The organism is Merdimmobilis hominis, assembly GCF_016901855.1.
GTDB lineage: Bacteria > Bacillota > Clostridia > Oscillospirales > Ruminococcaceae > Paludihabitans.
On the sequence record NZ_JACJKY010000019.1, the window covers coordinates 1 to 23,484 of the forward strand.

Genomic DNA, 23,484 nt, shown 5'->3' on the forward strand with positions numbered 1-23,484 from the left:
TTTTCCCATTTTTCTTCAACTCCTTGACTCTTTTATTATACATCAAGGTGTCCTATATTTTAATGTCTACTTTTTAGGTATCATATCAGAAGAATTTTATACAGCTAATTTATTCTCCAATCTCTGCAATACTGTATACTTCAATTCCGGCTTTCATTTCGCTGATACTTTTTGCATTGCCGCCAAGCCATTTTTCAACCGTCAGCCACACCGGCTGATCATCGGTCAAATCAACAAAATTGTCCGAAAGCACAACATCTGTGTTTTTAAAGCGCACACATACGCCTTTTGCAAAAACATCCGATGCCAGCATAATCCGCATTTCATCCTGATCCTGACGAACATCGGTCAGAATATTGGGCTTTTTCCATTCAAAATGCTTCGGTTTTACAAACAAAAGTGTTTGCTTTGAAAGAAGCGTTCCTGCTTCATCATAAAGCTCATATACAAAAAAGCGGTCATATTTTGCGTTTTCTACACTCTGCGCAAGCGAAAGCGGCGGCAATGTCACTGCAGAAAGCACCGGGCACTGTACCTGCTTTTCTCCCTGTGCAATCACATCAAATGCACTACTTTTCACCGACCAGCAAACACGACAGGACACATCGCGCAGCGTCTCATTGGAAAGCGCCAATGTGACGCAATAATCTTTTTCAAATGCAGTCAGCAAAATCGGCGCAAAAAAGCGTTTTGCCTCATAATGAAGGGCTTTCCAACGGCCCGCCGAATCAATCGACGCCCAGCTTGCAACCGGCCAGCAGTCATTTAACTGCCAATACAGCGCGCCCATGCAGCGGCCGCGATTCGCACGCCAATGGGTAATTGCCTGACGCATCGCATCTGCTTGCAGCAGCTGTGATGCATAGACAAACATTTCAAAGTTTTTCGGATACAGATAATCGTCCGCGAGATAATGCAGCATTTTCTGATTGCCGCCCACGCATTTTTGGTGGCTTTCCATCACGCGGGAGAACGGGTTTCGTTCATTTGGTGCAGAAAAACTCTCACATGTCTTTAAGTCTGGGAATGATTCAAAACCAAACTCCGAACAAAACCGGAAATATGTATCCCGGAAATATGAAAACGGCTTTCCGCCATGCCATACTTCCCAACAATGCATGTCACCACGGTTTTCGTCGGCAGGATCATCGAATCCACCGCCCGAGGACGGGCTGGACGGCCAGTAAAACGTATCCGGTGCATATTCATCGCATAAATCCGGCAAAAGCTGTTCATACAAATATAAATAGTCAAGCTTTGTGCGCTCGTTTTGCGGGATTCCCCAGTTAAGCCATGCGGTTTCCATCTCATTGTTTCCGCAGAGCAGACCAAGACACGCATGATTGCGCATCCGCTTGATATTTTCGATAAACTCGGGAATCAAATTCCTTTCAAATGCGGCACTCATTCGGTATGTTGCACACGCGAACATAAAATCCTGCCACACAACAAGTCCCAACTCATCGCACAAGTCAAAGAACCAGTCATCCGGATAATAACCGCCGCCCCACACACGAATACAGTTATAGTTTGCACGAATGCAATCGTTTAAAAGATCGTTTGTCCGCTGCTTTGTGACACGGGACAGCAAATTGTCCTCCGGAATATAGTCCGCACCCATTGCAAACATTTTCTTACCGTTTACAACAAAGCAAAACTCATTTCCATACGCATCTGCCGCGGTACTCACTGTCATGGTACGCAGTCCGACCCGCACCGATTTGCTGTCACAGCACAGCGCCTCTTTATCAACAGCTTCCACTGTCACCGTATAAAGCGGATGATCGCCCCATCCGTTCGGCCACCAAAGCTGCGGATCGCTGATCAAAATCTCCGGATTCTTTTTGAAAGTATCCACAAGCCGTTCACCGGTTGGCGACATCACAATGGTATGCATGTCGATTGATTCACAAGCGTCAATTTCCGGTTCTATAAACAGCCGAACACTCCCATCCCGCAGATGTTTCTGACGAACCCAAACATCTAAAATTTTTGCAGTCGAATAACCGACCAGCGTCACATCACGGAAAAGGCCCATATCGGGAAGCTGCGGTCCCCAATCCCAGCCATACATATAATGTGCCTTTCGGATATGCTGATAACCGTCAACCGTCGTATGTGTGACACCCCAAAGCGGATACTTGAGGGCCGCTTCTCTGGCTGCCTGCATGGGAGAATCAAACTGAATCTCAATTTCATTCAGTCCGAGCACAGCCCGATCCTTGACATCAAATTCCCAAACACGGTGCATATTCTCGGTACGGCCAAGCCATTTTCCGTTTAAATAAATGTTCGCAAGCGTATCCACACCTTCAAACCGAAGCCGCAGTTTTTCGTTTTGAAGCATCTCTTCTTCCACATCAAACACAGCTGTAAAGGTGCATCCCTTTTCACACATTTCGCGTGATTTATATTCATTCAGCCCGTAAAACGGGTCCTCGATAATATGATTCTGATATAAAATAGAATAAAGCGAACACGGAATCGTCCCTTGAAGTCCCGTAAAATTCTCGTACGAAAGTGTCCATTCACGAATATATTGAATCAAGTCTGTCCCCCTCTTTTCTCTTCCTTTTCTTTAAGTTTATCATAGTCGAAAACAAGTTTCAAGCCTTCAATTTTGAAATACAAAATCGAATATTGTAGAATAATATTACTTTTTGTATAATAGTATTATAAAAAAACAGCCCTCATATGAGGACTGTTCAGAAGCGCATTCATTACTCAGTAAATTGAAGTACATTGCAGAGCGGCAGTGCATCAAACAATACTTGCAGTGTCGGGGCACTATCGTCTTTATATTCTGTATATCCTACTTGAACGCTCGTTAACGGCTCTTCGTGTAATGTTTGCAGCATTGTTTCGCTACCATGTTTTTCATAAAATGCATCAATTCCCGCTTGCCATTGATCTTTCAGTTCCTGCGGCAAGTCCGTTGTCAGCGCCTTACTTCTCAGTCGCGTGGTCTCTTTAAATCCGATGACATGATCCGAATCGTAGATATCCGCATCGAGAAAAATTTCGTTCATCGTTTTGCTTCCGTCCGACTGCTGTATAATCTGATACAGATGCTGCTCTTTGTCAAATTCCGCCTGCTGACGGTCAAATTCAGCGGACAGTTCGCCGGACACGATTCCCTGGGCTTCTTCAAAGTTGCCTGCAATCAATTCATAATTTGTGCGCGAAGCATCATTGATATTGACCCAGACACGGCGCAGCGCCAGTGGATCTTCCTCATTCCATTTGGAAAAACACAGCTCAATTTCTGCATCATATGACAAAAATGTTCCCGGCACTGTATATGAAACCATATAATCGAACGTGTCAACGGATCCTGTTTGTGTCTTTTTCGCCTTCGATTCTTCTGTTTTCAAAGAAGCAAATGCTTCTTCAGGCGTCATCATCCATCGAAGCTGCGGATAATTGAGCTCTCCGTATTCTGAAATCGTTGGCTCGGGTGCGCACGAAGTGAGCAACAGCAAACATACCCCCATCACCAGCAATGTCATCATTCGTACGTTTCTGCTCATGTACAGCACCTCACTTTTATAAAATTGTAATACTTTTATATTACAATTTTATCTTAGCATGCACTATATATTTTGTCAATACAGACAATATAAAATCACCAAAAGCCATCAGACAAAACAAAAACCGATGCATCTTCTGATGCACCGGTTTTTGTTTAACGCATAAAAAAGAACCAAATTACCAAGACAAAGAATCCGCCGACAACTAACACTGCCGGAAGCAGCACCAAAAGTGCAGCAATAATCATTGCCAAAGCATCGTTTTTTTCAAGCGGTGTATTTTTGAGCGTCTTTTTAAACGCTTCTTCACTCGCTTTTTCATCGACCACACGATCGATTTTCCGTTTAAAAAACATATTGTTCTCCGTTTTGCTTTTATTCAATCACTGCGTGATCGAGCGGATGGTGACAAGCCACAAAGTGACCCGGACGAAGCTCACGGAACTCCGGTGTAACCATTTCACACTCTTCTGTGCAGTATTTGCAGCGTGTGTGGAACTTACAGCCTTTCGGCGGACGAATCGGGCTCGGAATATCGCCTTCGAGCGGAATCGATTGTTTGCGGTTTTCCACATCGGTTGTCGGAATTGCAAGCAGCAGCGCTTCCGTATACGGATGCAGCGGATGATCGAACATCTCCTGCGATTCGCAAAGTTCAACCATATTGCCAAGGTACATAACGCCGATTCGGTCACTGATATATTTGACAACGCTCAAGTCATGCGAAATGAACAAATACGTCAGGTTTTCTTTTTCTTTCAAGTCCTCAAGCAAGTTGATGACCTGCGACTGAATCGAAACGTCCAGTGCGGAAACTGCCTCGTCACACACAACGAATTTCGGTTTCATTGCAAGCGAACGTGCAATACCGATACGCTGACGCTGACCACCCGAGAACTGATGCGGATAACGATGGATCATGTATGTTGCAAGGCCGCAGTCATCCATGACCTGCATGACGTAATCCTGAATTCGTTCATCGTTTTTGGTGAAGAATTTATGAGTGATCGGACCCTCACCGATGATCTGACCAACAGTCATACGCGGGTTCAGCGAAGAATACGGGTCCTGGAAAATCAGCTGCATATCACGGCGCAGCTTGCGCATTTCAGAATATTCCAAACGCGCCAAGTCAATACCGTCACTGCGATGCTGCTCATATTTCTGGAAGTTCTCGTCGTTTTCAAACTGTTTGCGGAGCGCTTCAATCTCAGCATGTGCCTCATCGAGCTGTTTCTGTTTTGCTTCAATTTGCGAGAGAAGTGTTTTTGCCTGCGCATCCAGTGCAGAAACCTTCGACTCCAGCGAAGAAGTCGATTTTTTCGCCTCTTTGCGTGCTGCAATCTTTCCTTCCAGGCAGTTTTTGCGGATCTCGATTTCATTCTCTTTTTCACGCAGTGCAATCATTTCGGTTGCAATGCCGTATTCTTTCAAATACGCTGCGGAAACCGGAGCAAGATCTTTACAAACAAGCAAGCCGCCAACCAAGTTTGCGAGGTCATACAGCTTTGTATCTGCTTCGCGCACAATCTTTGCACGATCATCTGCGTGCACTTTCTGATCGTGCTCGTTCATTTTTTCGTAGGAATCAAGATATTCCTGCTTTTTCTTCTGTGCCAAAAGCATCTGATCGCGCAATGCAGTGAGCTTTTGATAGGTGTGTTTTGCATATTTCGGCGCAACTTCATCGAGTGTTCTGCCGAAATACATCGTTTTACCCTCGGTCTGATGATACAACTGAAGCAGTACGCGTCCGAATGTCGATTTACCACATCCGGATTCACCAACCAGACCCAGTGTTTCACCCTCGTAAATATCAAGGGAAATGCCGTCGTTTGCACGAACATAAAGCTGTTCCTGACGGATTTTCTCCTTCTTCACAGGGAAATACTGTTTTAAGTTCGAAATTTGGAGCAATACTTTTTTATTTTGCATGACGCGCCTCCTTCTCCGGATAGAAGCAACGAATCATATGATTGTCTTCCACCTGCACAAGCTCCGGCTCTTCTTCCATGCAGCGCTCTGTGCAGTATTTGCAGCGCGGTGCAAATTTACAGCCTTTCGGCAGATCAAGCGGATGCGGCACAGCGCCCGGAATTGCCTCCAAGCGCACGCCTGCCGGCATATCCAAACGCGGAATCGAAGTCATCAGACCCTCTGTATACGGATGCGAGTAGCTGTTTTTGCCGAAAATTGTATCAACAGAAGCCATCTCGACCACCTGACCGCAATACATAACTGCCACATCATCAGCCATTTCATTGATAACGCCAAGGTCATGGGTGATGAACAGAATCGAGGTGCCTTTTTCGCGTTTGAGTTCGTTCATCAGGTGCAGAATCTGCGCCTGAATGGTTACGTCAAGTGCTGTGGTCGGCTCGTCTGCAATCAGCAGATGCGGCTCACACGCTAATGCCATTGCGATCATGACACGCTGACGCATACCACCCGAGAGCTGATGCGGATACTGTTTTGCCACAGCTTCCGGATTCGGAATTTTTACGGCAGAAAGCATTTCAACCGCTTTTTTGAGCGCATCTTTTTTCTTCATGTGCTGATGCACAATATAGGACTCAGCAATCTGTTTGCCGATCGTAAATACCGGGTTTAAGCTGGTCATCGGCTCCTGGAAGATTACCGAAATCTCATTACCGCGGATTTTATACATCTCATCCATCGAACACTCTTTGATGTTCTTTCCGTTAAAGATGATTTCGCCGCTGTCCACATAACCGTTGCCGTCAAGCAATTTCAGAATACTCATTGCCGAAACGCTCTTACCGGAACCCGACTCACCAACGACGCCAAGCGTTTTGCCCGCTTCAACCTGATAGGAAACGCCGTTTACCGCTTTGACGATGCCGCGTTTTGTTTTAAAATATGTGTGCAAATCGTGCAGCTCTAACAATGCCATCGACTATTCCTCCTATCTGTCGTTTGATCTCGGGTCGATTGCGTCGCGCAGACCGTCGCCGATCAGGTTGATGCTGATGGTAGACAAGCTGAGTGCGAGCGACGGGAAGACCCAACGCCACCAATAATTCTGGATAACTGTGGATGCCTGCGAACCGTTAAGCATGTTGCCCCATGTCGGTGTCGGCTCCACAACGCCGAAGCCCAAGAAGGAAAGCGACGATTCAATCAACATACAAGAAGCGAATGCCAGCGTTGTATCGACAATGACAACTGTGATGACGTTCGGCAGAATATGTTTGAAGATAATGGACCATTCTTTGATACCCATTGCTTTCGCAGCAGTGACAAATTCTTTTTCACGCTCTGCCAGGATCTGTGCACGAACAAGACGTGCAAGCGGCGGCCACGAAAGGACACCAAGGATCACCATGATCACAGCGATACGTTGAATTTCTGTCAAACTGTTGCCGACGATTACGGACAAGATCATCGCAAACGGCAGGAACGGAATCGATGCAACGATCTCAGCAAGACGCATGAGAATGTTATCCACTTTGCCGCCGTAATAGCCCGAGAAACCGCCGATGATAACACCGATGATGACCGAGATGATGACCGAAATCGCACCGATTGTCATGGTCATACGACCGCCTGCAATCAAGCGGGTGAAAATGTCACGGCCAAAGCCGTCAGTACCCATCAGATAACCGGAAAGACCGCTTGTAAGCACTTTTCCGTCTTCTGTGATGATATAGTTCTGATAATAACCATTGGTCACCTGTGCTGCATTTGTAACAGACGGGACTTTTGTCTGACCGAAGTTATCTCTGCCCCATGCGATCACAGAGCCATCTTCCAAAATAGCAGTATAGTGATATCTGCCGGCGCTGATCGATTTAATTTTGCCCTGTGCACTCTCCGGAACCAGTTTCTGACCGTAGTCATCGCTGCCCCAAACGTACACTTTACCGTCTTTTGTCAGAGCAGCCGCGGTGTTGTCAGTCGAAGCGACATCAACGACATTGCCCTGAATTTCCTGCGGAATTTTGCTGAAAATCGTCTCTTTCGAAGAGAGCGCTGCAACGCTTCCGTCTTTTAAAAGTGCGATTGCCGTTGTACTGTTTGCAGCAATTTTCTCGATATTGCCCTGATGATCACCCGGGTTGACATCCAGAATATTCTGGTTGCCCCACCAGTAAAGTTCGCCGTCCTCAGACACGACAAACGACATCTGATAACCAGCAACAATCTGTTTGATCTGGACCATGCCGTTTAATTCAATCGGAATCATGTCAAGACCCAGACGGTCATAACCCCATGTGAACACTTCATTGCGGTCATTGACTGCGAGTACATGGTTCAAACCTGCAGAAATCATCGTGAGTTTTCCCATGTTGGTGGGGACTTTCAGCAATTTTTTATCCATCTGACCCCACGAATAGTATTTGCCGTCTTTGTCAATGCCAACGCCGAATGTTGCACCACCGGAAATCTGTGCGACATTATTTTTCAGTTCGTTTGGCACACTTGTCATTGTAAAGCCCGGTGCAATGTTCTGCTGTGAAACATCCTGATAGGTTGTGTCCAGCGGATAAAAAATCGGCAGAATAAAGCATGAAAGGAAAATCACCAAAAAGGTAATGCTTCCGATCATTGCAATTTTATTTTGACGAAAGTTCCGCACAACGGTACGGAACGGACTCTGCATCTGCTCCTCTTCCAGGATGGAAAGTTCACGTTTGGAGCCGAGGAAAATCCGACTTAACATCCGCGAAAACGAGTTGGTTTTCTTTTTCTGACTGCTCATCGCATCTTCCTCCTTAGTTTCCAAGTTTAACGCGCGGATCGACCAACATATAAGCCAAATCCATCAACAGGTTGCCTGCCAATGTGATGATTACATAGAACATCTGCATTGCGAGCACCACCATAAAGTCACGCTGCATCAGCGCATCGTACAAAACTTTACCGATACCATTCCACAGGAAGATGGTCTCAATAACAACCGAACCGCCGAATACGCTGACGAGCCAGCCGGTCAGGACAGTAACGATCGGAATAAGTGCATTGCGGAATGCATGCGAATAAATAACCACTTTTTCGCGCAAGCCCTTTGCACGTGCAGTACGGATATAATCCTGGCGCAGCACATCAATCATTGCAGCACGCACATAACGGGTAATGCCGCCTAATGATGCAAATGTCATAACGATGCACGGCAATGCCATGTGATACATTCTGTCCAAAAAGACATCCATTCCATCGCCGGTCATACCCGGTGCATTCATACCGCTGATCGGGAAAATCGGCATCAAATTTGCAAACAGGAAAATAAACAAAAGTGCGATAACGAAACTCGGCAGTGAATATCCAACGACTGTTCCCACCTGCACCGCGTTATCAAGCGGACTGTTTTTCTTGACCGCTGTAATAATACCCAAAGGAATGGTAATTAAAAACACCAACACCATGGATACCAAGTTTAACATAATGGTATTTCCCATCGGAACACCGACAATCTGGGAAACTGGCTGACGATACTGTGTCGAGAAGCCAAGATCACCTTTGAGCATGTTGGTAATCCAACTGACATACTGCACCGGCAACGGCTTGTCCAAACCGAGCTGTTCTCTTGCAGCCTGATACATTTGTTCATAACGCTCAGGGTCGACCGACTGTTTGGAGGAGTCGATCATCATACGTGCCGGATCACCCGGAACACTTTTGTAAATAAAGAACATGATGATTGAAACGATGAAGAATACAAACACCAAATAAAGCAGACGCTTTAAAATATATTTTGCCATAGTATCACCTCGTTGCTTTCATAAAAGACAAGACTAAACAAAGATTGTTTATCTTCTGGCGGGGTTCCTATTTCCGATGACAGGGAATAGATTTATACACTCCGGCATTTCCCGGAGTGCATAAATGCGTTCCCTGTTTCGGGGAACGACTTATCCATGGAACGATACAAGAAATAGGGCATTTTCATGCCCTATTTCTTGCCGTCACATGAATATTAAATCAATATAATGCGATGTGAGAGGATTCCTGATTATTCTTCAATCCAAGAATACAGGATTGCGCTCTCCCAAGCCCACAGACCGTCCGGCTCATAACCTTTGATCTTGTTGGAGTAGAAGTCGTGGTACTGATCGGAATACAGCGGAATGTTCGGAAGCAGCTCGTTCCAACGTTTCTGATACTCAACCCATTTGTCGAGCCAAGCTTCTTTGTCGTCAGACGGGATCTTCTTCATCTCGAGAGCGATCTGCTCGATCTCTTCGTCTTTGATGTAGTTCTGGTTGTAAGAACCGAAGTATTTCTCATCGGTGCTCATCTCGTACCAGTAAGACGGGATCGGAACGAAACCAGTTGCGAGGTTGAACATGTGGTAGGTCGGCTCATCAATGCCCTGACGGTACATGTTGTTCAAGAGAACGCCGAACTCAACAGTTGTCGGGTTCAGTTTCATGCCAACTTTCTCCATCTCGCCCGGGAGCATGGTGTTTAACAGGTCAGAAACCGGGTTGTTCGGGGTGTTAGCCCAGTTGATTTCGAGTGCCATCAGTTCGCCGTCTACGTTTTTATAACGAACTTTGTCAACGCCTTCAACAAATTCGCCGCCGTTCTCGTTGAGGGTCCAGCCGTCAGCGATCAGGACTTCTTTTGCTTTGTCGAGGTCTTTGTTGTACGGATTCAGTTCAGCGTCGATAACGTCTTTTCTCTCTTTGTATTCCATGGAGGAAAGACCATACTCACCGTTTACAACCTGTGCGAAACCGCCGGAGTACTGTTTTGCAAACTCAGTACGGTCGAGGCAGTAAGCGATTGCCTGACGAACAGCTGTGAACTGTGTCGGACCAAAGTCACAAGCGAATGTGATCTGGCCATAGCCTGCACGCAGGTAAGAAGCATACTGTGCAAGACCTTCGTCGCAGAGGTCGCGGCCTGCGTTGATTGCTGTACCGCCGGAAACGCCAGCGATCAGGTCAACTGTGCCGTTTTTGAGCTCATCCATCTGAGTTGCGTCAGTAACGGATTTGAGCACGATTTTCTCGATAGACGGTTTCACGCCGTCGTGTGTGCCTTTGAACTGATCATTGATCTGCAGAACAGCCTGTTTGGTTGTTTTGTCGTAGCTTACGAACTCGTACGGGCCACAAGTTACTGTCGGATAATAACGATAGCCTTCTTCGGTATCGTTGATTGTTTTCTGGAGCAACTCAGCTGTAAAGTTATCGGAAATTGTTGCGCCATTGCCATCATCTGTGATGTCGCAGTCCGGAGCAATAACTGCCATCGGATACGGAGCAATTGATGCATATGCGATATCAAAGTGGAACGGAAGCTCTTCAGCAACGATCTGCACCGAGAAGGTGTAGTCATCGATCAGACGAACGCCAGAGAATGTTTTTGTTTCACCGTTAAAGTATGCATCATAACCGGTAAAGCAGTTTGCATAGGTCATTGTATCCTGTGCTTCCAATGCATAGTAAGCCGGTGCAGTGTGCAGCAAGATCGAGAAGACATAGTCTTTTGCGGTGATTGCTGTACCGTCGTTCCATTTCAGGTCTTTCTGAAGTTTAATGGTGAATGTTTTGGTGCCGTCTTCGTTGTCAACACCTTCAACAGATTCTGCAACCTGGTTATCAACTTTGAATTCGCCCTCTTTTGTGTAAGTAATCGGGGAATAGCCAAAGATGAGGCTGCGGATGGATGCGTTCTGTGCACCGTTGGTCCAGCCGTCCATCATGTTGTCGTCAAGGTCTGTAGTAGAGCCGACAACGATCTGGCCGCCAACTTTGTGCTCAGTTGTTGTGCTCGACTCTTCTGTGGTTGTTGTGTTGCTGCATGCTGCAAACACAAAGACCATCACAAGTGCAAGCACGAGTGCCAATGCTTTTTTCATTACAAAATCCCTCCCATAGGTATTTGCCTTATTATACAACACCTGATTTAAAAAATCAATGTTTCAAAGCAAAAAAACAAAAAAAATTCGATTTTTTTATCCCCGAAATGAATAATTGAATCGAAATCCATGCATTTTAATACGTGATACTGATTTTTTTTGCAGATTTTTTTCAAAAAAACGAAATCTCATTCTTTTGAATTTGCAATTTGACTTCGCAATCTGATTGGTGTATGATGATTTTATCATTATATTTCCGATAATTTACGGAAAATATACAGTAAAGGAAGGTTATCTGTCCATGAAGTTTTCTGAAATGCCCTACACGCGTCCTGATCTTGACGCACTCCCAAAACAATTAGACGAACTGTGTGAACAGCTTAAAAACACACCGGATGCAGACGGTCAGTTTGCGCTGTTTTTGAAATCGCGCGAGATTTTAAACACACTTGCAACCGAATATTCGATCGCATACATTCGCAACACGGTCGACACAACCGATGCTTTTTATGAAGCGGAACGCGAAGCACTTGACAATGCAATGCCGCTCTTAAACGAAAAAATCCTTGCATTCAGCAAGATGCTCTGCGAATCACCGGTACGCAAGGAGCTCGAAGACAAAATCGGTTCTCTGTGGTTTACGAATACGGAGCTCGAATTAAAAGGCTTTTCACCGGAAATTATTCCGCTCATGCAGGAGGAAAGCCGTTTAGAAGCTTCCTATCAGAAATTATATGCAAGCGCACAGATTCCGTTTGACGGAAAAGTCTGCACAATCCCGCAGCTTGCTGCATACAAACAAAATCCGGACCGCGCACTTCGCCGTGCCGCTTATGAGGCAGAAGGCAAATTCTTTGACGATCACCGCGAAGAATTCGACGATCTTTACACGAAACTTGTCAAAAACCGCACCGAACAGGCAAAAGCGCTCGGCTTTCACAGCTATGTAGAGCTCGGCTATATCCGCCGGATGCGCAACTGCTATGGTCCAAACGAGATTGCTAACTTCCGCCGCCAGGTCATCGAAGATCTTGTTCCGCTTGTCAACAAAATCCGTGCTGCACAGGCAAAACGCATCGGCTGCGACGATCATTTCACGTTTGCTGATTTAATGTTTACCTTTAAAGACGGCAACGCAACACCGCAGGGTACACCGGATGAACTGCTTGCAGCCGCAAAACAGATGTACACCGAGATGTCACCGGAAACTGCAAAATTCATCGAACTGATGTTTGAAAACGATCTGTTTGATGTGCTGTCGAAACCGGGCAAAGCACCGGGCGGCTACTGCACCACACTGCCGGATTACAAATCGCCGTTCATCTTCTCGAACTTCAACGGCACCTCGGATGACGTCGATGTGCTCACCCACGAAGCAGGCCACGCATTCGCGGCTTATATCGATACCCACGAGCATCCGATTGAAAAACAGATGGAACCGACCTACGAAACCTGCGAAACACACTCTATGTCGATGGAATTTTTGACCTCGCCGTATCATCATCTGTTCTTTAAAGATCAAACCGCGAAGTACGAGCTGTCCCACACAGAGGACGCACTGGCATTCATCCCGTACGGCACAATGGTCGATCACTTCCAGCAGCTCATGTACGAAAAACCGGATATGACACCGGAGGAACGCAACCAGACCTGGGCAGAACTCGAAAAACAGTACCGTCCGTATATCGACTTTGACAATCTCCCGTTCTACGGCCGCGGTGCAGGATGGCAGCGTCAGCTCCACATCTACACGAGCCCGTTCTATTATATTGATTACTGCCTGGCACAGACCGTTGCCCTCCAGTTCTTTGCATTGTTCTTGAATGATGCGAAGAAAGCATGGGAAACGTATGTCGCATTCGTCCGTTCGGGCGGCACCAAGACATTCGTGGACACCGTTCATGCAGCAGGCTTAAAATCCCCGCTTGAAGATGGCTGTTTAAAAGAAATCACCGAAACAATCGCCGCTTGGCTCGACACCCATCAGATCTGATTCGATTCAATCGAAATAAATACCCCATCCGTACCCTCGGATGGGGTATTTTTATAAAAATCGAAATAGTAGTATTGACAGAAGTCGAACAATATGATATCTTGTATTTAGACAATCATAGAAAGAGATGATTCAACATATGTCAAAACTATCTGTTTACCGACCGCTTCTCTCTTACCCGCAGTTTCTGAAACTGCTCATCGGTTCATGCGTCAGCCGGTTCGGCGATTCACTCGACGCCATCGCGCTTTCGTGGATTGTGTATGAAGTCACGCACAATCCCTCGTTGCTTGCGCTTTCGGTTGCAATCAACTATCTGCCGAGTATCCTGCTCCAACCGATTGCCGGCGTGCTGACAGAACGGATGAATCAAGTGCGTGTGAGCGCCGTCTGCAATCTGATCCGCGGTGCGGCAGTCGCAGGCTGTGCCGTTTTGTTTTTCTTTGACCTGCTCACAGCGCCGCTTTTGTTTTTGTTTATCATTGTAAATTCTACCGTGGAATCATTCGAAATGCCTGCCGCAAATGCGCTCACACCAAAGCTCCTGCCGGCTGAACTATACACGATCGGCGCTTCTTTAAGCGGCGGTGTCAGCAAAACGCTCGAACTTTTAGGCACAGCGATCGCCGGCACGATCATCGGCCTTTTCGGAAGCCACACCGCACTGCTCATTGATGCAGGAACGTTTCTGTTCTGTGCAGTCATGACCGCATGGGTTCGGTATGATTTTTCAAAGCAAGCATCGAACGAAAACTCTATTTCCGGGTATCTTTCCGATTTCAAGGACGGATTCAGACTCATTCGCGTAAACACGATTCTGCCGTTTATTCTGCTGATCGGCGCAATGCTCAACGGCATCTTTGCACCGATGGGGGCATTTCAGGCGTCTTATATCGGCGATTATCTGCACATGGATGCCAATATGCTCTCGATTTTAAGCATCTCGATGTCCGCCTGCATGGCGCTCGGTTCATTCCTTGTGCCGTTTCTGCTCAAAGTGTTTGCGCGGCGCACGGTGCTGTTTTGGTCGTTTCTGCTTCTGTTTCCGGTCTATCTTCTGCTGACATTTGCGCCGTATACCACCGCACTTTGGCCGGCAGTCCTGACGATTCTGGCATTCGGCTGGTCGGGTGTGTGTGTCGGTGTATTAAGTGTGCTCTTCAGCAGCATTTTTATGGAAACCGTCCCCAAAGACTACATGGCACGCATCAGCGGTATCAGCAACGCACTCTTGATGTGCATCTCGCCGTTTATCACTTTAATCTGTTCGGCACTGGTACTGTTTCTGCCGATTCCGGCCATTTTCTTTCTGTGCGGCGTGTTGTTTTCTGTTTTTTCGCTCTGTATCCGCCGAATGAAAGGATTTTCTGCAATCAAGTAACGAAAGGAATAAATTTATGAACATTCGATTTGAACCTAACTTTTTGCCGCTGCTTGACGCGGCAGCACTCATCACCCGTGTCTACAACGCACAGTTTGACGGCGGCGAAGAGTCCGTCGACACGTATTTTGGAGAGTTTGCCAAAAAGCATCATCTGCCCGAGTCTGCGTTCGCGTCCTATACAGAACCGCTTCGTGCGCTCGAACGCGATGTCATGGCGTCCATTTCGTTTCTTGATGACGACCGCATGGACTTCTTTTTCCACCTTGATGACAAGCAAAGCTGCCGGCAGTCGCCTGCCACCGCGATTTCTTACTATTTCAGCTTCCCGGACCAGTGCACAGACCGCGAAGAAACGCGCCTCCACCTTTCTTCCGCCTGTCTGCCGAGCGAAGACACAGAACCGTTTCCTACAAAAGAAGCGTTGTTCGCCGCGCTTGAGTCATCCGCTTCCCCCTATTCCGACCGGCTGCGCTGGCGAACGTTTTTGCTGTATCAGCACTTTTTTGATTACGCCGAGGAAATTCGCCCGGTACTTGAAACGGCGGCAAACGTCTATGAACGTCACCGCAGTTTTATTGATTCCGCGATTCAAAACGCATTTTCCCGCATGAAAGAAAAGCTTGGCGACCGTCCTGCCGAAATGCTCTCGGTGCACTACCATTTTACCGCTGATTTTGACGAGCTTGTCGTGCGTCCGATGATCGGCGAATTTCATAGTCTGTCCTTTTTCTCAAATTTTACGAACGACTTTTTTCTCGGCATCTATGTCGACGTGATCATTGACTTAAAAGCGGCGTATTCCGCAGATTTCGATGCGTTTGCAGACCCGCTCAAAGCCATCGACGACAAAAACCGCTTTCAAATTCTGTTAGCGCTCGCGAAAGGGCCGTTATGCGGTCAGGATTTGTGCGCAATGCTTAACCTCTCACCCGCCACCGTTTCACATCATATGAATTTGCTCATTGGTGCTGACTTTGTATCGGTGGAAAAAATCGGGACGCGTATTTTTTATCAGTACCGACAGTCAAGCATCGCCGCCTTTTTAGATGAGCTGCGCGGTTGTCTGTGTGAGTAACAATCCGCGGCAAAAAAGCAAAAAACAGCAAACCGGGAATCACCTTTTCGTGTGATTCCCGGTTTATTTTCTTTCTATTATTATATTGTTTTTGTTCCCGCCAGAATCTCTTTATAATCTGCGAGGTTTTTCTTTAATAATGTCGGTGTATCCAGTCCGTACGGACATTTCTTCTTACATGCACCGCAGCCGATGCACTCTTCAATTTTCATCATCATCGCCTGACTTTCTTCTGTCAGAAAACCGGCGGACGGACTGCGGCGAATCAGCTGTGCCATCCGTGCACACTGACTGATCTCAATTCCTTTCGGGCACGGCATACAATAGCCGCATGCACGGCAGAAATCGCCGATCAGCTCGGTGCGGTCTTTTTCCATCAGCTGCTCAAATTCCTCTGTCATCACCGGCGGGTTATCCTGATACGACAAAAATTCGTCGAGCTCGCATTCGCGCTGTACGCCCCAGATCGGCAGTACATGGTCAAATTTTGCCTGCCATGCATAAGCCGCCGCACTGTTTGTAATAAGACCACCCGACAGCGCTTTCATCGAAATGAATCCGACGTTTTGTTGCTTGCACAGATTCACAAGCGCTAAATCTTTCTCGGTCGCCAGATAGCAAAACGGAAATTGCAGTGTGTCATACAGTCCCGAGCGCACCGCCTCTTCTGCGACATGCAGCCGGTGATTTGTAATGCCGATAAACCGGATTTTCCCCTGCTTCTTTGCCTCAAGCATCGCTTCATAAAGACCTGTTCCATCACCCGGTTTCGGACAAAACGACGGATTGTGGAACTGATATACGTCAATGTAATCCGTTTTCAACAGCCGCAGGCTGGTCTCGAGATCATTCCAAAAGCCCTCCACTGTGGTGGACGGCGTTTTGGTTGCGATAATAATCTCCTTGCGCACATCCGATAGTGCAAGTCCGATTTTTTCCTCACTGTCCGTATACGAACGTGCGGTGTCAAAATAACGGATTCCGTTTGCATACGCTTTTTTTAAAAGCATCCCGGCATATTCTGTGCTCACCCGCTGAATCGGCAGTGCACCGAATCCGTTTTTGTTGACCGTAATACCGGTTCTTCCTAATGTGACTTGCTGCATCAAACATCCCCCTTTTTTATAGGCTCTTTTCTTTTATCATATCACACACAAATTCTCCGTACAAGATTCTATACAAAAATATTGTTCGCCGCGTTGACAAACGATATTTCCTGTGGCAAAATAGCGGCAGAAGAATCTATACAGAAAGGCGGATGTTTTTATGAACTCCCCGATTTTTGCCGGATATGTCGTTGCTTCCGGTCTGCCGCATATCACCGAAAGCCAGGCAAAACGGCTCACCCATTTGAATGTTGCATTCGGCATTGTCAAAGACAAGAAAATCAATGTGGAAGCCATTGAAAAATACTTCCGGTTTCTGCCGAAACTGCGCGCATACAATCCGAATTTGAACATTCTGCTCTCGACCGGCGGCGGCAACCAGATCGGCCACGGCGAAGCAACCGCTGACGAAGCATCGTTAAACGCGTTTGTCGATTCGACCATGGAAGTCGTCGAGCGCTATGACTTTGACGGTATTGACTGCGACTGGGAATTTCCGGGTTACTATGGCAACAAAGAGGAAAAATATCAGTTTACCGCACTGATGACCGCATACCGCAAAGTACTCGACGAATATGCACAAAAACGCGGCAGAAAATGCTTCCTCACAACGGCTGCTGCAGCAGGTCAGTGGTACCTCGACGACATCGAGATGGACAAAATTCATCCGCTTTTGGATTTTGTCAACCTGATGACATACGATCTGCGCGGTTGGAACCAGCCGACCGGTCACCACACAAACCTGTTTGAGCCAAAAGACGCACCGATCAAATTCAGCACACATGAAGGTGTCACACTGCTGCTTGACGCAGGCGTTCCGGCAGAAAAAATCGTCATCGGCGCGGCATTTTATTCCAGACGCTGGGACGGTGTCAAATCGTGCGAAAACCACGGTCTTCACCAGGAAGCCGAAACAATCGGCGATTTCGGTCCGCGCTATACGGAAATCGCACTGATCTACGAAAAGAGCCCGCAGTTTGTCAAATATTTCGATGAAACCGCAAAAGCGCCGTTTTTGTTCGACGGCTATTCGTTCATCTCGTATGACGACCCGATGTCGCTTTCCTACAAAGCAAAATACGTCAAAGAAAACAGCTTGGGCGGTATGATGTACTGGGAGCACACCTCAGACGCAACCGGCACGCTGTTTGATGCAATTTACAACGGTTTGTTCTTATAAGGTTGCACCAAAAGAAAAATGTGGTATACTAATAGATGCAGGAAATCCTGCATCTATTTTTTTGACTCAACACGGAGGCGTTTTATGCACCTGCTCGTCACCCGCCACGGGGAAACCACGTGGAATGTGCAAAACAAAATCTGCGGCAGAACGGATGCACCGCTCACACCGCGCGGCATCGAACAAGCACATGCACTTGCACAGAAACTCTGCGGCACACAGATTGACACCATCATCTGTTCACCGCTTTCACGCGCAAAGGAAACCGCACAGATTATTCAGTCTGTCTGCGGCGGCGAACTTTTGGTGGATGAACGGCTGATCGAACAGGACTATGGCATATTCGAGGGCGAAGACCGGTTTTCGGAAGCATTTTTAGCGAACAAACGACAGTTTGCCTGCCGGTATCCGGGCGGCGAATCGATGATGATGCTTGCACACCGCGTCTACGGCCTGCTCGACGAATGTAAAGCAGAGCATCACAACAAAACGGTTTTGCTTGTCTGCCATAACGGTGTCTGCCGTGTGATTCACACCTATTTTCACGACCTCACGAATGAGGCGTATACGCAGTTTTCACTCGAAAACTGCGGCTTGCTGCGTTATTCCGTAAAATAAATTCACCGGCATCCGGTGCAAAGGAGGAGAGCGTGGATGGGAACATCCCGTACATTTTCAAACGAAGAAATCGACGCATTTGTCATTGCCAATAAAAAAGGACATTTCATGCAGTCACCTCGCTGGGGAACCGTCAAAAAAGAGTGGACAAGCCGTATTTTAGTCAGTCAGCGTGAAGATGGCTCGATTGCCGGAACGCTCCATGTACTGATCCGCAAAACACCGGTATTCGGCTACTCGCTGATGTATGCACCGCGCGGCCCGGTCTGCGACGTTCACGACGAGAAAACGATCGCCGATTTGATCTCACAGGCAAAAGCGCTCTGCAAAGAAATGCGCTGCTACGAGCTCAAAATGGACCCGGACGTTCCGATTCAGGACACGAAGTTTTCCGATCTCATGAAAAAACAAGGCTTCCGCATTGATACGTCGATGTCCGGCTTTTCGGCCGCACAGCCGCATTTTGTCTTCCGGTTAAACATCAAAGACCGCACGGAAGATGACATCATGGCCGGATTTGAAAAACAGACCCGTAAAAACGTGCGCCGCGCTGTCAAATTCGGCATCACAAGCCGTGTCGGCACGCGTGAGGACATTCCGCTGTTATATGAAATGGTGGAGGAAACCTCCCGCCGTCAGGGATTTGCGCACCGTCCGATCGAATATTTCTATCGGCTTTACGACGCATTCGCACCCGAATATGCCCGCTTGTATGTGATGGAATACGAAGGCGAGGTCTGCTGCTGCAGCCTGGTCGTGTGCTACGGCAACAAAGTCTGGTCGGTCTATAGCGGCACAAGCGATCACCACCGCGAAAAGAAAGCCACTTTTCTCATGCGTATGGAACAGATTCGCTGGGGACTCGAACGCGGATGCGAAATCTACGATCTAATGGGTGTGCCGGGCGAAGTTCCCGAGGATCACCCGCTATACGGACTGTATGCGGTCAAACGCGGATTCGGCGGCGAGCTCACCGAGTTCACCGGTGAAATGGATCTTGTCACAAACCGGTTTATCTACTTCTTGGCAGAACACGGCGAGCGTACCGTTCGTTCGATCCGCCGCACGATCAAATCTGCCACACGCACAAAGAAAAAACAGCAATAATCAAAACCGCCGCAGACTGCTGCGGCGGTTTTTCTCAAAAAGGAGGAATCCCCTTGCCCTCATTCAACGCGTTAACACTTGCACATTCATTTTTATCATCACATGTTAAGCCGGGTGATCTTTGCATCGATGCGACTGCCGGACGCGGACGGGATACGGTATTTTTATGCCGGTTAGTCGGAGACAGCGGCCGTGTGCTCGCCTATGATATTCAAAAAGACGCTGTGCACGAAACAGCCGCACTGTTAGAGAAAGAACATCTCTCGCACATCGGGCAGGTGTTTCAAAAAAGTCACGACCGCATGACGGAGGATGCCGAACTGGAGACGGTTCGCGCGATTGTATTTAATTTCGGATGGCTGCCGGGCGGTGACCACAACATATTCACTCGCGCCCAAACGAGTATCCGCGCCATCGAACAGGGACTTAAACTCCTTGCACCCGACGGTGTGATGAGCCTTAGCATTTACTATGGAAAAGAAAACGGCACTTCCGAACGCGATGCTCTGCTCTCCTATCTTTCGTCGATCGACCCGAAAATCGCCACGGTGCTCGTCGGCAATTTTGTAAACCGGAAAAACAATCCCGCAATTCCTGTATTTATTCTAAAAGGTGTATAAAAACGAAGCGACAGCGTTTTGCTGTCGCTTCGTTTGTTTATTTCGCTTGTTCGGCGAAGATCGCATCAATATATTCTCTGCTCCAGACCTCACGGGTATCCGGAAGAAGATAAGAAGAAAGTCCCGGGCCGCGCGGATAACCGTCGCGCGAAAGATCATCTTCCTGCATGATTTCCCAGAGCTTATCATCTGTATATTCCAGCGAAACATCAACTGTATACGGCGTTTCATCCCGATACACACTCACGGTCATCTGTGTATAATCGAGCGTATCATCTTCTTTAAATGAATATAGAATAAATCCGTTCAGTGGATATCCTCTTCCGAGAACCGCTTCTGGCCCTTCTGTTTCCACAGCCGCATCGGAAAACAGCGCTTCAATGTACTTGTTTCCTTCCGCGGTTCCGGTCAGATCGATCGGATCAATTTTCGGACCGAACGGTTCGTCTACGCTCCATTCATCCGGATGGCGGCCGGCATACAACGTAACAGTTTCAATCTGGGAGGAAGAGGTCAATCCCGCACGCGCCGCAAGACTGTCTTTTTGCGCCTTGACGCTGCAGCCAGACATGGATAAGAGCAGTACCACACACACAAGAAACAGACTGATTGCTTTCTTCATATGACCGCCTCCTTTTTCAATCGAACGCCTTATAAAAATGATTCCAGTTGTTCTAATTTTATTGTATACGATTGATAACAATTTGTCAATCTATATAAAAACTTTTTTACAAAAAAGCATCGATGCAATTCTGCATCGATGCTTTCGAAAACTTATTTTAAAAAAGAAAGATCCTCAAAGAAATTTGGATAGGATTTATTCACACACTCTGCGCCGTTAATCGTGACCGGATATTCCGCCACACGCGCAAATATCGCAAGACTCATTGCGACTCGGTGATCGTTATGCGCCTCCACAATGCACGGCGCGGTCATCGGGCGGCGGGAAGTAATCGTCACACTGTCCGCATCTGACGACATATCGACACCAAGCTTTGAAAGCTCAGCTTCCATTGCGGCAATCCGGTCAGATTCTTTTAATCGAAGCCGCCCTGCATGAAGAAAATGCGTCACTCCATTCGCAAAGGAAGCCAATACCATCAAAATCGGCCCCAAATCGGGACAATCCGCAAGATCCACCACCTGGCCGGTAAGCGGTGCACGCCGCACACACACAGAATCTTCCGATCGGTCAACCTGCGCACCGAATTGCTCTAATAATTCGCAGATCACACGGTCTCCCTGCAGGCTGTCCTGCGAAAGTCCCGTGCTTTTCACTTCACCGCACAGCGCACCAAGTACACCGAAAAACGCCATCTGTGAATAATCACCCTCGACTGCCATGTCACACGGGTTATACCGCTGATTCCCGGGAATCCGAAACGTATTATCATTCACCTGCTCAACCACAATCCCGAATCGTGAGAGTACGTCGCACGTAATCTGCACATAGGAAGCCGATTCAAACGGCGGCGTAATCCGGATGATCGAATCACCGTCACAAAGCGGGAGTGTAAACAAAAGTCCCGTGATAAACTGGGAGCTCACGCTTCCGTCAACTGTAATCTCTCCGCTTTTCACCGCACCATAGAGATGCACGCCCGATTTATCCACGAAAAAGGAATGTCCTTGTGATGCAAACAATGTTTCATACACGGTCTGCGGACGTTCAAGTAATCGTCCGCGGCCGGTCAGCGTGACCGCTCCGCCGCAGAGCGAAAATACCGGAATCAAAAATCGAAGCGTCGAACCGGATTCGATGCAGTCAGCAGTACATTGTTCCAGCTTTGGTACGCCGCCTGTACCTGTTACGATCAGCGTATCTCCATCACGTTCAAATGAAGCTCCCATGGAAGAAAGCGCACCGATCGTCGCCTTCATATCATCGGAATCGCCGATATGTGAAAGACGGCTTTGCCCATGTGCCAATGCGGCGCAGATGAGTGCACGATGCGCAACACTTTTCGACGGCGGAATCAAAATCGACCCCGATACCGCTTTCGGAGAAATGGTCTTCTGCATCTCACATGCCTCGGCCGACAACTTTTGCAATCGCACGGCCTTTTTCAATGAGTGTCTTGAATTTATCCGGTTTTAAAGACTGTGCACCATCGCTCCATGCACACTCCGGATTGTTGTGAACCTCGATAATCAAGCCGTCTGCACCTGCGGCAATCGCTGCAAGTGACATCGACTCCACAAGACGCCAGTCGCCGGTCGCGTGGGACGGGTCAATGATAATCGGCAGGTGTGTTTTCTGTTTGATAATCGGAATGACGCTCAAGTCAAGCGTATTGCGGGTATATTTTTCAAATGTACGGATACCACGCTCACAGAGAATGACATTCTCGTTGCCGCCTGCCATGATGTACTCTGCCGCCATGATCCACTCTTCGATCGTATTGGAAAGACCGCGTTTTAACAGCACCGGTTTTCTGATCGTGCCGAGTGCTTTGAGCAGGTCAAAGTTCTGCATATTGCGCGCACCGACCTGAATGAGATCGACATTTTCGTCAAACTCCTGCAATTTGTCAATGCTCATGAGTTCGGAAACGATCGGCATATGATATGCTTCACGCACCTCAGTCAGCCACTGAACGCCGAGTGTTCCCTGTCCCTGGAACGCATACGGCGAAGTACGCGGTTTGTATGCGCCGCCGCGGAACATTTTGGCGCCTGCTGCTGCAACACCCTCTGCAATTTGGAACAAGGATTCGCGTGTTTCTACCGAGCACGGACCGCCGATGACAACGATATCTTCATTGCCGCCGACTTTCACACCCGAAACGTCGATCACACTGTCCGCCGGATGGAACATCCGGTTTGCCTTTTTATACGGCGCTGCGACACGCTGGACATTGTCAACCGCCGGATTTGCCGCAATCACTTTTTCGTCCAAAACAGTGGTATCGCCGACAACGCCGTAAACGTTATAGTTTGCACCTTCAATCACTGTGACATGAAGGCCTTTTTGCTCAATCTGATTGATAATTTTCTGGGCTTCTTCTTTGGATGCATTTTTCTTTAAGGTAATAATCAT

The 23,484-nt window shown here is 47.6% G+C and carries 19 protein-coding genes; 7 read left to right on the forward strand and 12 right to left on the reverse strand.

The window, feature by feature from the left end; all coding sequences use genetic code 11:
- Positions 1-109: 109 nt before the first annotated feature.
- The 8 genes from H6A12_RS10335 to H6A12_RS10370 all read right to left on the reverse strand — a co-directional run bounded on the left by H6A12_RS10335 (position 110) and on the right by H6A12_RS10370 (position 11,361).
- On the reverse strand, positions 110-2,548 hold the full coding sequence (locus H6A12_RS10335; RefSeq protein WP_204447598.1) for a beta-mannosidase: 2,439 nt from the start codon (positions 2,546-2,548) through the stop codon (positions 110-112).
- A gap of 172 nt (positions 2,549-2,720) precedes the next feature.
- On the reverse strand, positions 2,721-3,530 hold the full coding sequence (locus tag H6A12_RS10340; RefSeq protein WP_204447600.1) for a hypothetical protein: 810 nt from the start codon (positions 3,528-3,530) through the stop codon (positions 2,721-2,723).
- Positions 3,531-3,685: 155 nt separating this feature from the next.
- Entirely contained in the window at positions 3,686-3,886 is a 201-nt protein-coding gene (locus H6A12_RS10345; protein ID WP_204447603.1) for a hypothetical protein, read from the reverse strand.
- Between the two features lie 19 nt (positions 3,887-3,905).
- Complete coding sequence (locus H6A12_RS13695; protein ID WP_204447605.1) at positions 3,906-5,465, reverse strand: oligopeptide/dipeptide ABC transporter ATP-binding protein; 1,560 nt, start codon at positions 5,463-5,465, stop codon at positions 3,906-3,908.
- A complete protein-coding gene (locus H6A12_RS10355; RefSeq protein ID WP_204447608.1) occupies positions 5,455-6,444 on the reverse strand; it encodes an ABC transporter ATP-binding protein in 990 nt (329 codons plus the stop codon). The genes H6A12_RS13695 and H6A12_RS10355 overlap by 11 nt, the downstream gene beginning before the upstream one ends.
- Before the next feature lie 12 nt (positions 6,445-6,456).
- Positions 6,457-8,253: an ABC transporter permease subunit gene (locus H6A12_RS10360; protein WP_243415487.1), complete on the reverse strand. Its 1,797-nt coding sequence runs from the start codon at positions 8,251-8,253 to the stop codon at positions 6,457-6,459.
- Between the two features lie 13 nt (positions 8,254-8,266).
- The gene (locus H6A12_RS10365) at positions 8,267-9,253 is read right to left on the reverse strand and encodes an ABC transporter permease (protein ID WP_204447610.1); all 987 of its coding nucleotides are present in this window, start codon (positions 9,251-9,253) and stop codon (positions 8,267-8,269) included.
- 251 nt (positions 9,254-9,504) lie between these two features.
- The gene (locus H6A12_RS10370; RefSeq protein ID WP_204447612.1) at positions 9,505-11,361 is read right to left on the reverse strand and encodes an ABC transporter substrate-binding protein; all 1,857 of its coding nucleotides are present in this window, start codon (positions 11,359-11,361) and stop codon (positions 9,505-9,507) included.
- Between the two features lie 301 nt (positions 11,362-11,662).
- Between H6A12_RS10370 and H6A12_RS10375 the strand changes: the two genes are divergently transcribed.
- The 3 genes from H6A12_RS10375 (at position 11,663) to H6A12_RS10385 (ending at position 15,813) form a co-directional block, all read left to right on the forward strand.
- Positions 11,663-13,354, forward strand: coding sequence for a M3 family oligoendopeptidase (locus H6A12_RS10375; RefSeq protein WP_207753220.1), 1,692 nt, complete (start codon positions 11,663-11,665; stop codon positions 13,352-13,354).
- A gap of 139 nt (positions 13,355-13,493) precedes the next feature.
- Positions 13,494-14,735, forward strand: coding sequence for an MFS transporter (locus tag H6A12_RS10380; protein WP_204447615.1), 1,242 nt, complete (start codon positions 13,494-13,496; stop codon positions 14,733-14,735).
- 16 nt (positions 14,736-14,751) lie between these two features.
- Positions 14,752-15,813: an ArsR/SmtB family transcription factor gene (locus H6A12_RS10385; RefSeq protein WP_204447618.1), complete on the forward strand. Its 1,062-nt coding sequence runs from the start codon at positions 14,752-14,754 to the stop codon at positions 15,811-15,813.
- 80 nt (positions 15,814-15,893) lie between these two features.
- On the opposite strand, the gene H6A12_RS10390 is transcribed toward H6A12_RS10385, so the two are convergent.
- Positions 15,894-16,919, reverse strand: a complete 1,026-nt coding sequence (locus tag H6A12_RS10390) for an aldo/keto reductase (protein WP_204447621.1) — start codon at positions 16,917-16,919, stop codon at positions 15,894-15,896.
- Between the two features lie 160 nt (positions 16,920-17,079).
- On the opposite strand from H6A12_RS10390, the gene H6A12_RS10395 reads away from it, so the two are divergent.
- The 4 genes from H6A12_RS10395 to H6A12_RS10410 all read left to right on the forward strand — a co-directional run bounded on the left by H6A12_RS10395 (position 17,080) and on the right by H6A12_RS10410 (position 20,444).
- Positions 17,080-18,099, forward strand: a complete 1,020-nt coding sequence (locus tag H6A12_RS10395) for a glycoside hydrolase family 18 protein (protein WP_204447623.1) — start codon at positions 17,080-17,082, stop codon at positions 18,097-18,099.
- 84 nt (positions 18,100-18,183) lie between these two features.
- Entirely contained in the window at positions 18,184-18,717 is a 534-nt protein-coding gene (locus tag H6A12_RS10400; RefSeq protein WP_204447626.1) for a histidine phosphatase family protein, read from the forward strand.
- 36 nt (positions 18,718-18,753) lie between these two features.
- Positions 18,754-19,824: a lipid II:glycine glycyltransferase FemX gene (locus tag H6A12_RS10405; protein WP_204447629.1), complete on the forward strand. Its 1,071-nt coding sequence runs from the start codon at positions 18,754-18,756 to the stop codon at positions 19,822-19,824.
- Between the two features lie 53 nt (positions 19,825-19,877).
- Entirely contained in the window at positions 19,878-20,444 is a 567-nt protein-coding gene (locus H6A12_RS10410) for a tRNA (mnm(5)s(2)U34)-methyltransferase (protein ID WP_207753221.1), read from the forward strand.
- Positions 20,445-20,481: 37 nt separating this feature from the next.
- Here H6A12_RS10410 and H6A12_RS10415 read toward each other — a convergent pair whose 3' ends face one another.
- The 3 genes from H6A12_RS10415 to aroF form a co-directional block, all read right to left on the reverse strand.
- On the reverse strand, positions 20,482-21,066 hold the full coding sequence (locus H6A12_RS10415) for a hypothetical protein (protein ID WP_204447632.1): 585 nt from the start codon (positions 21,064-21,066) through the stop codon (positions 20,482-20,484).
- Between the two features lie 152 nt (positions 21,067-21,218).
- Positions 21,219-22,466, reverse strand: coding sequence for a 3-phosphoshikimate 1-carboxyvinyltransferase (gene aroA / locus H6A12_RS10420; protein WP_204447634.1), 1,248 nt, complete (start codon positions 22,464-22,466; stop codon positions 21,219-21,221).
- Position 22,467: 1 nt separating this feature from the next.
- The gene (gene aroF / locus H6A12_RS10425; protein ID WP_204447636.1) at positions 22,468-23,484 is read right to left on the reverse strand and encodes a 3-deoxy-7-phosphoheptulonate synthase; all 1,017 of its coding nucleotides are present in this window, start codon (positions 23,482-23,484) and stop codon (positions 22,468-22,470) included.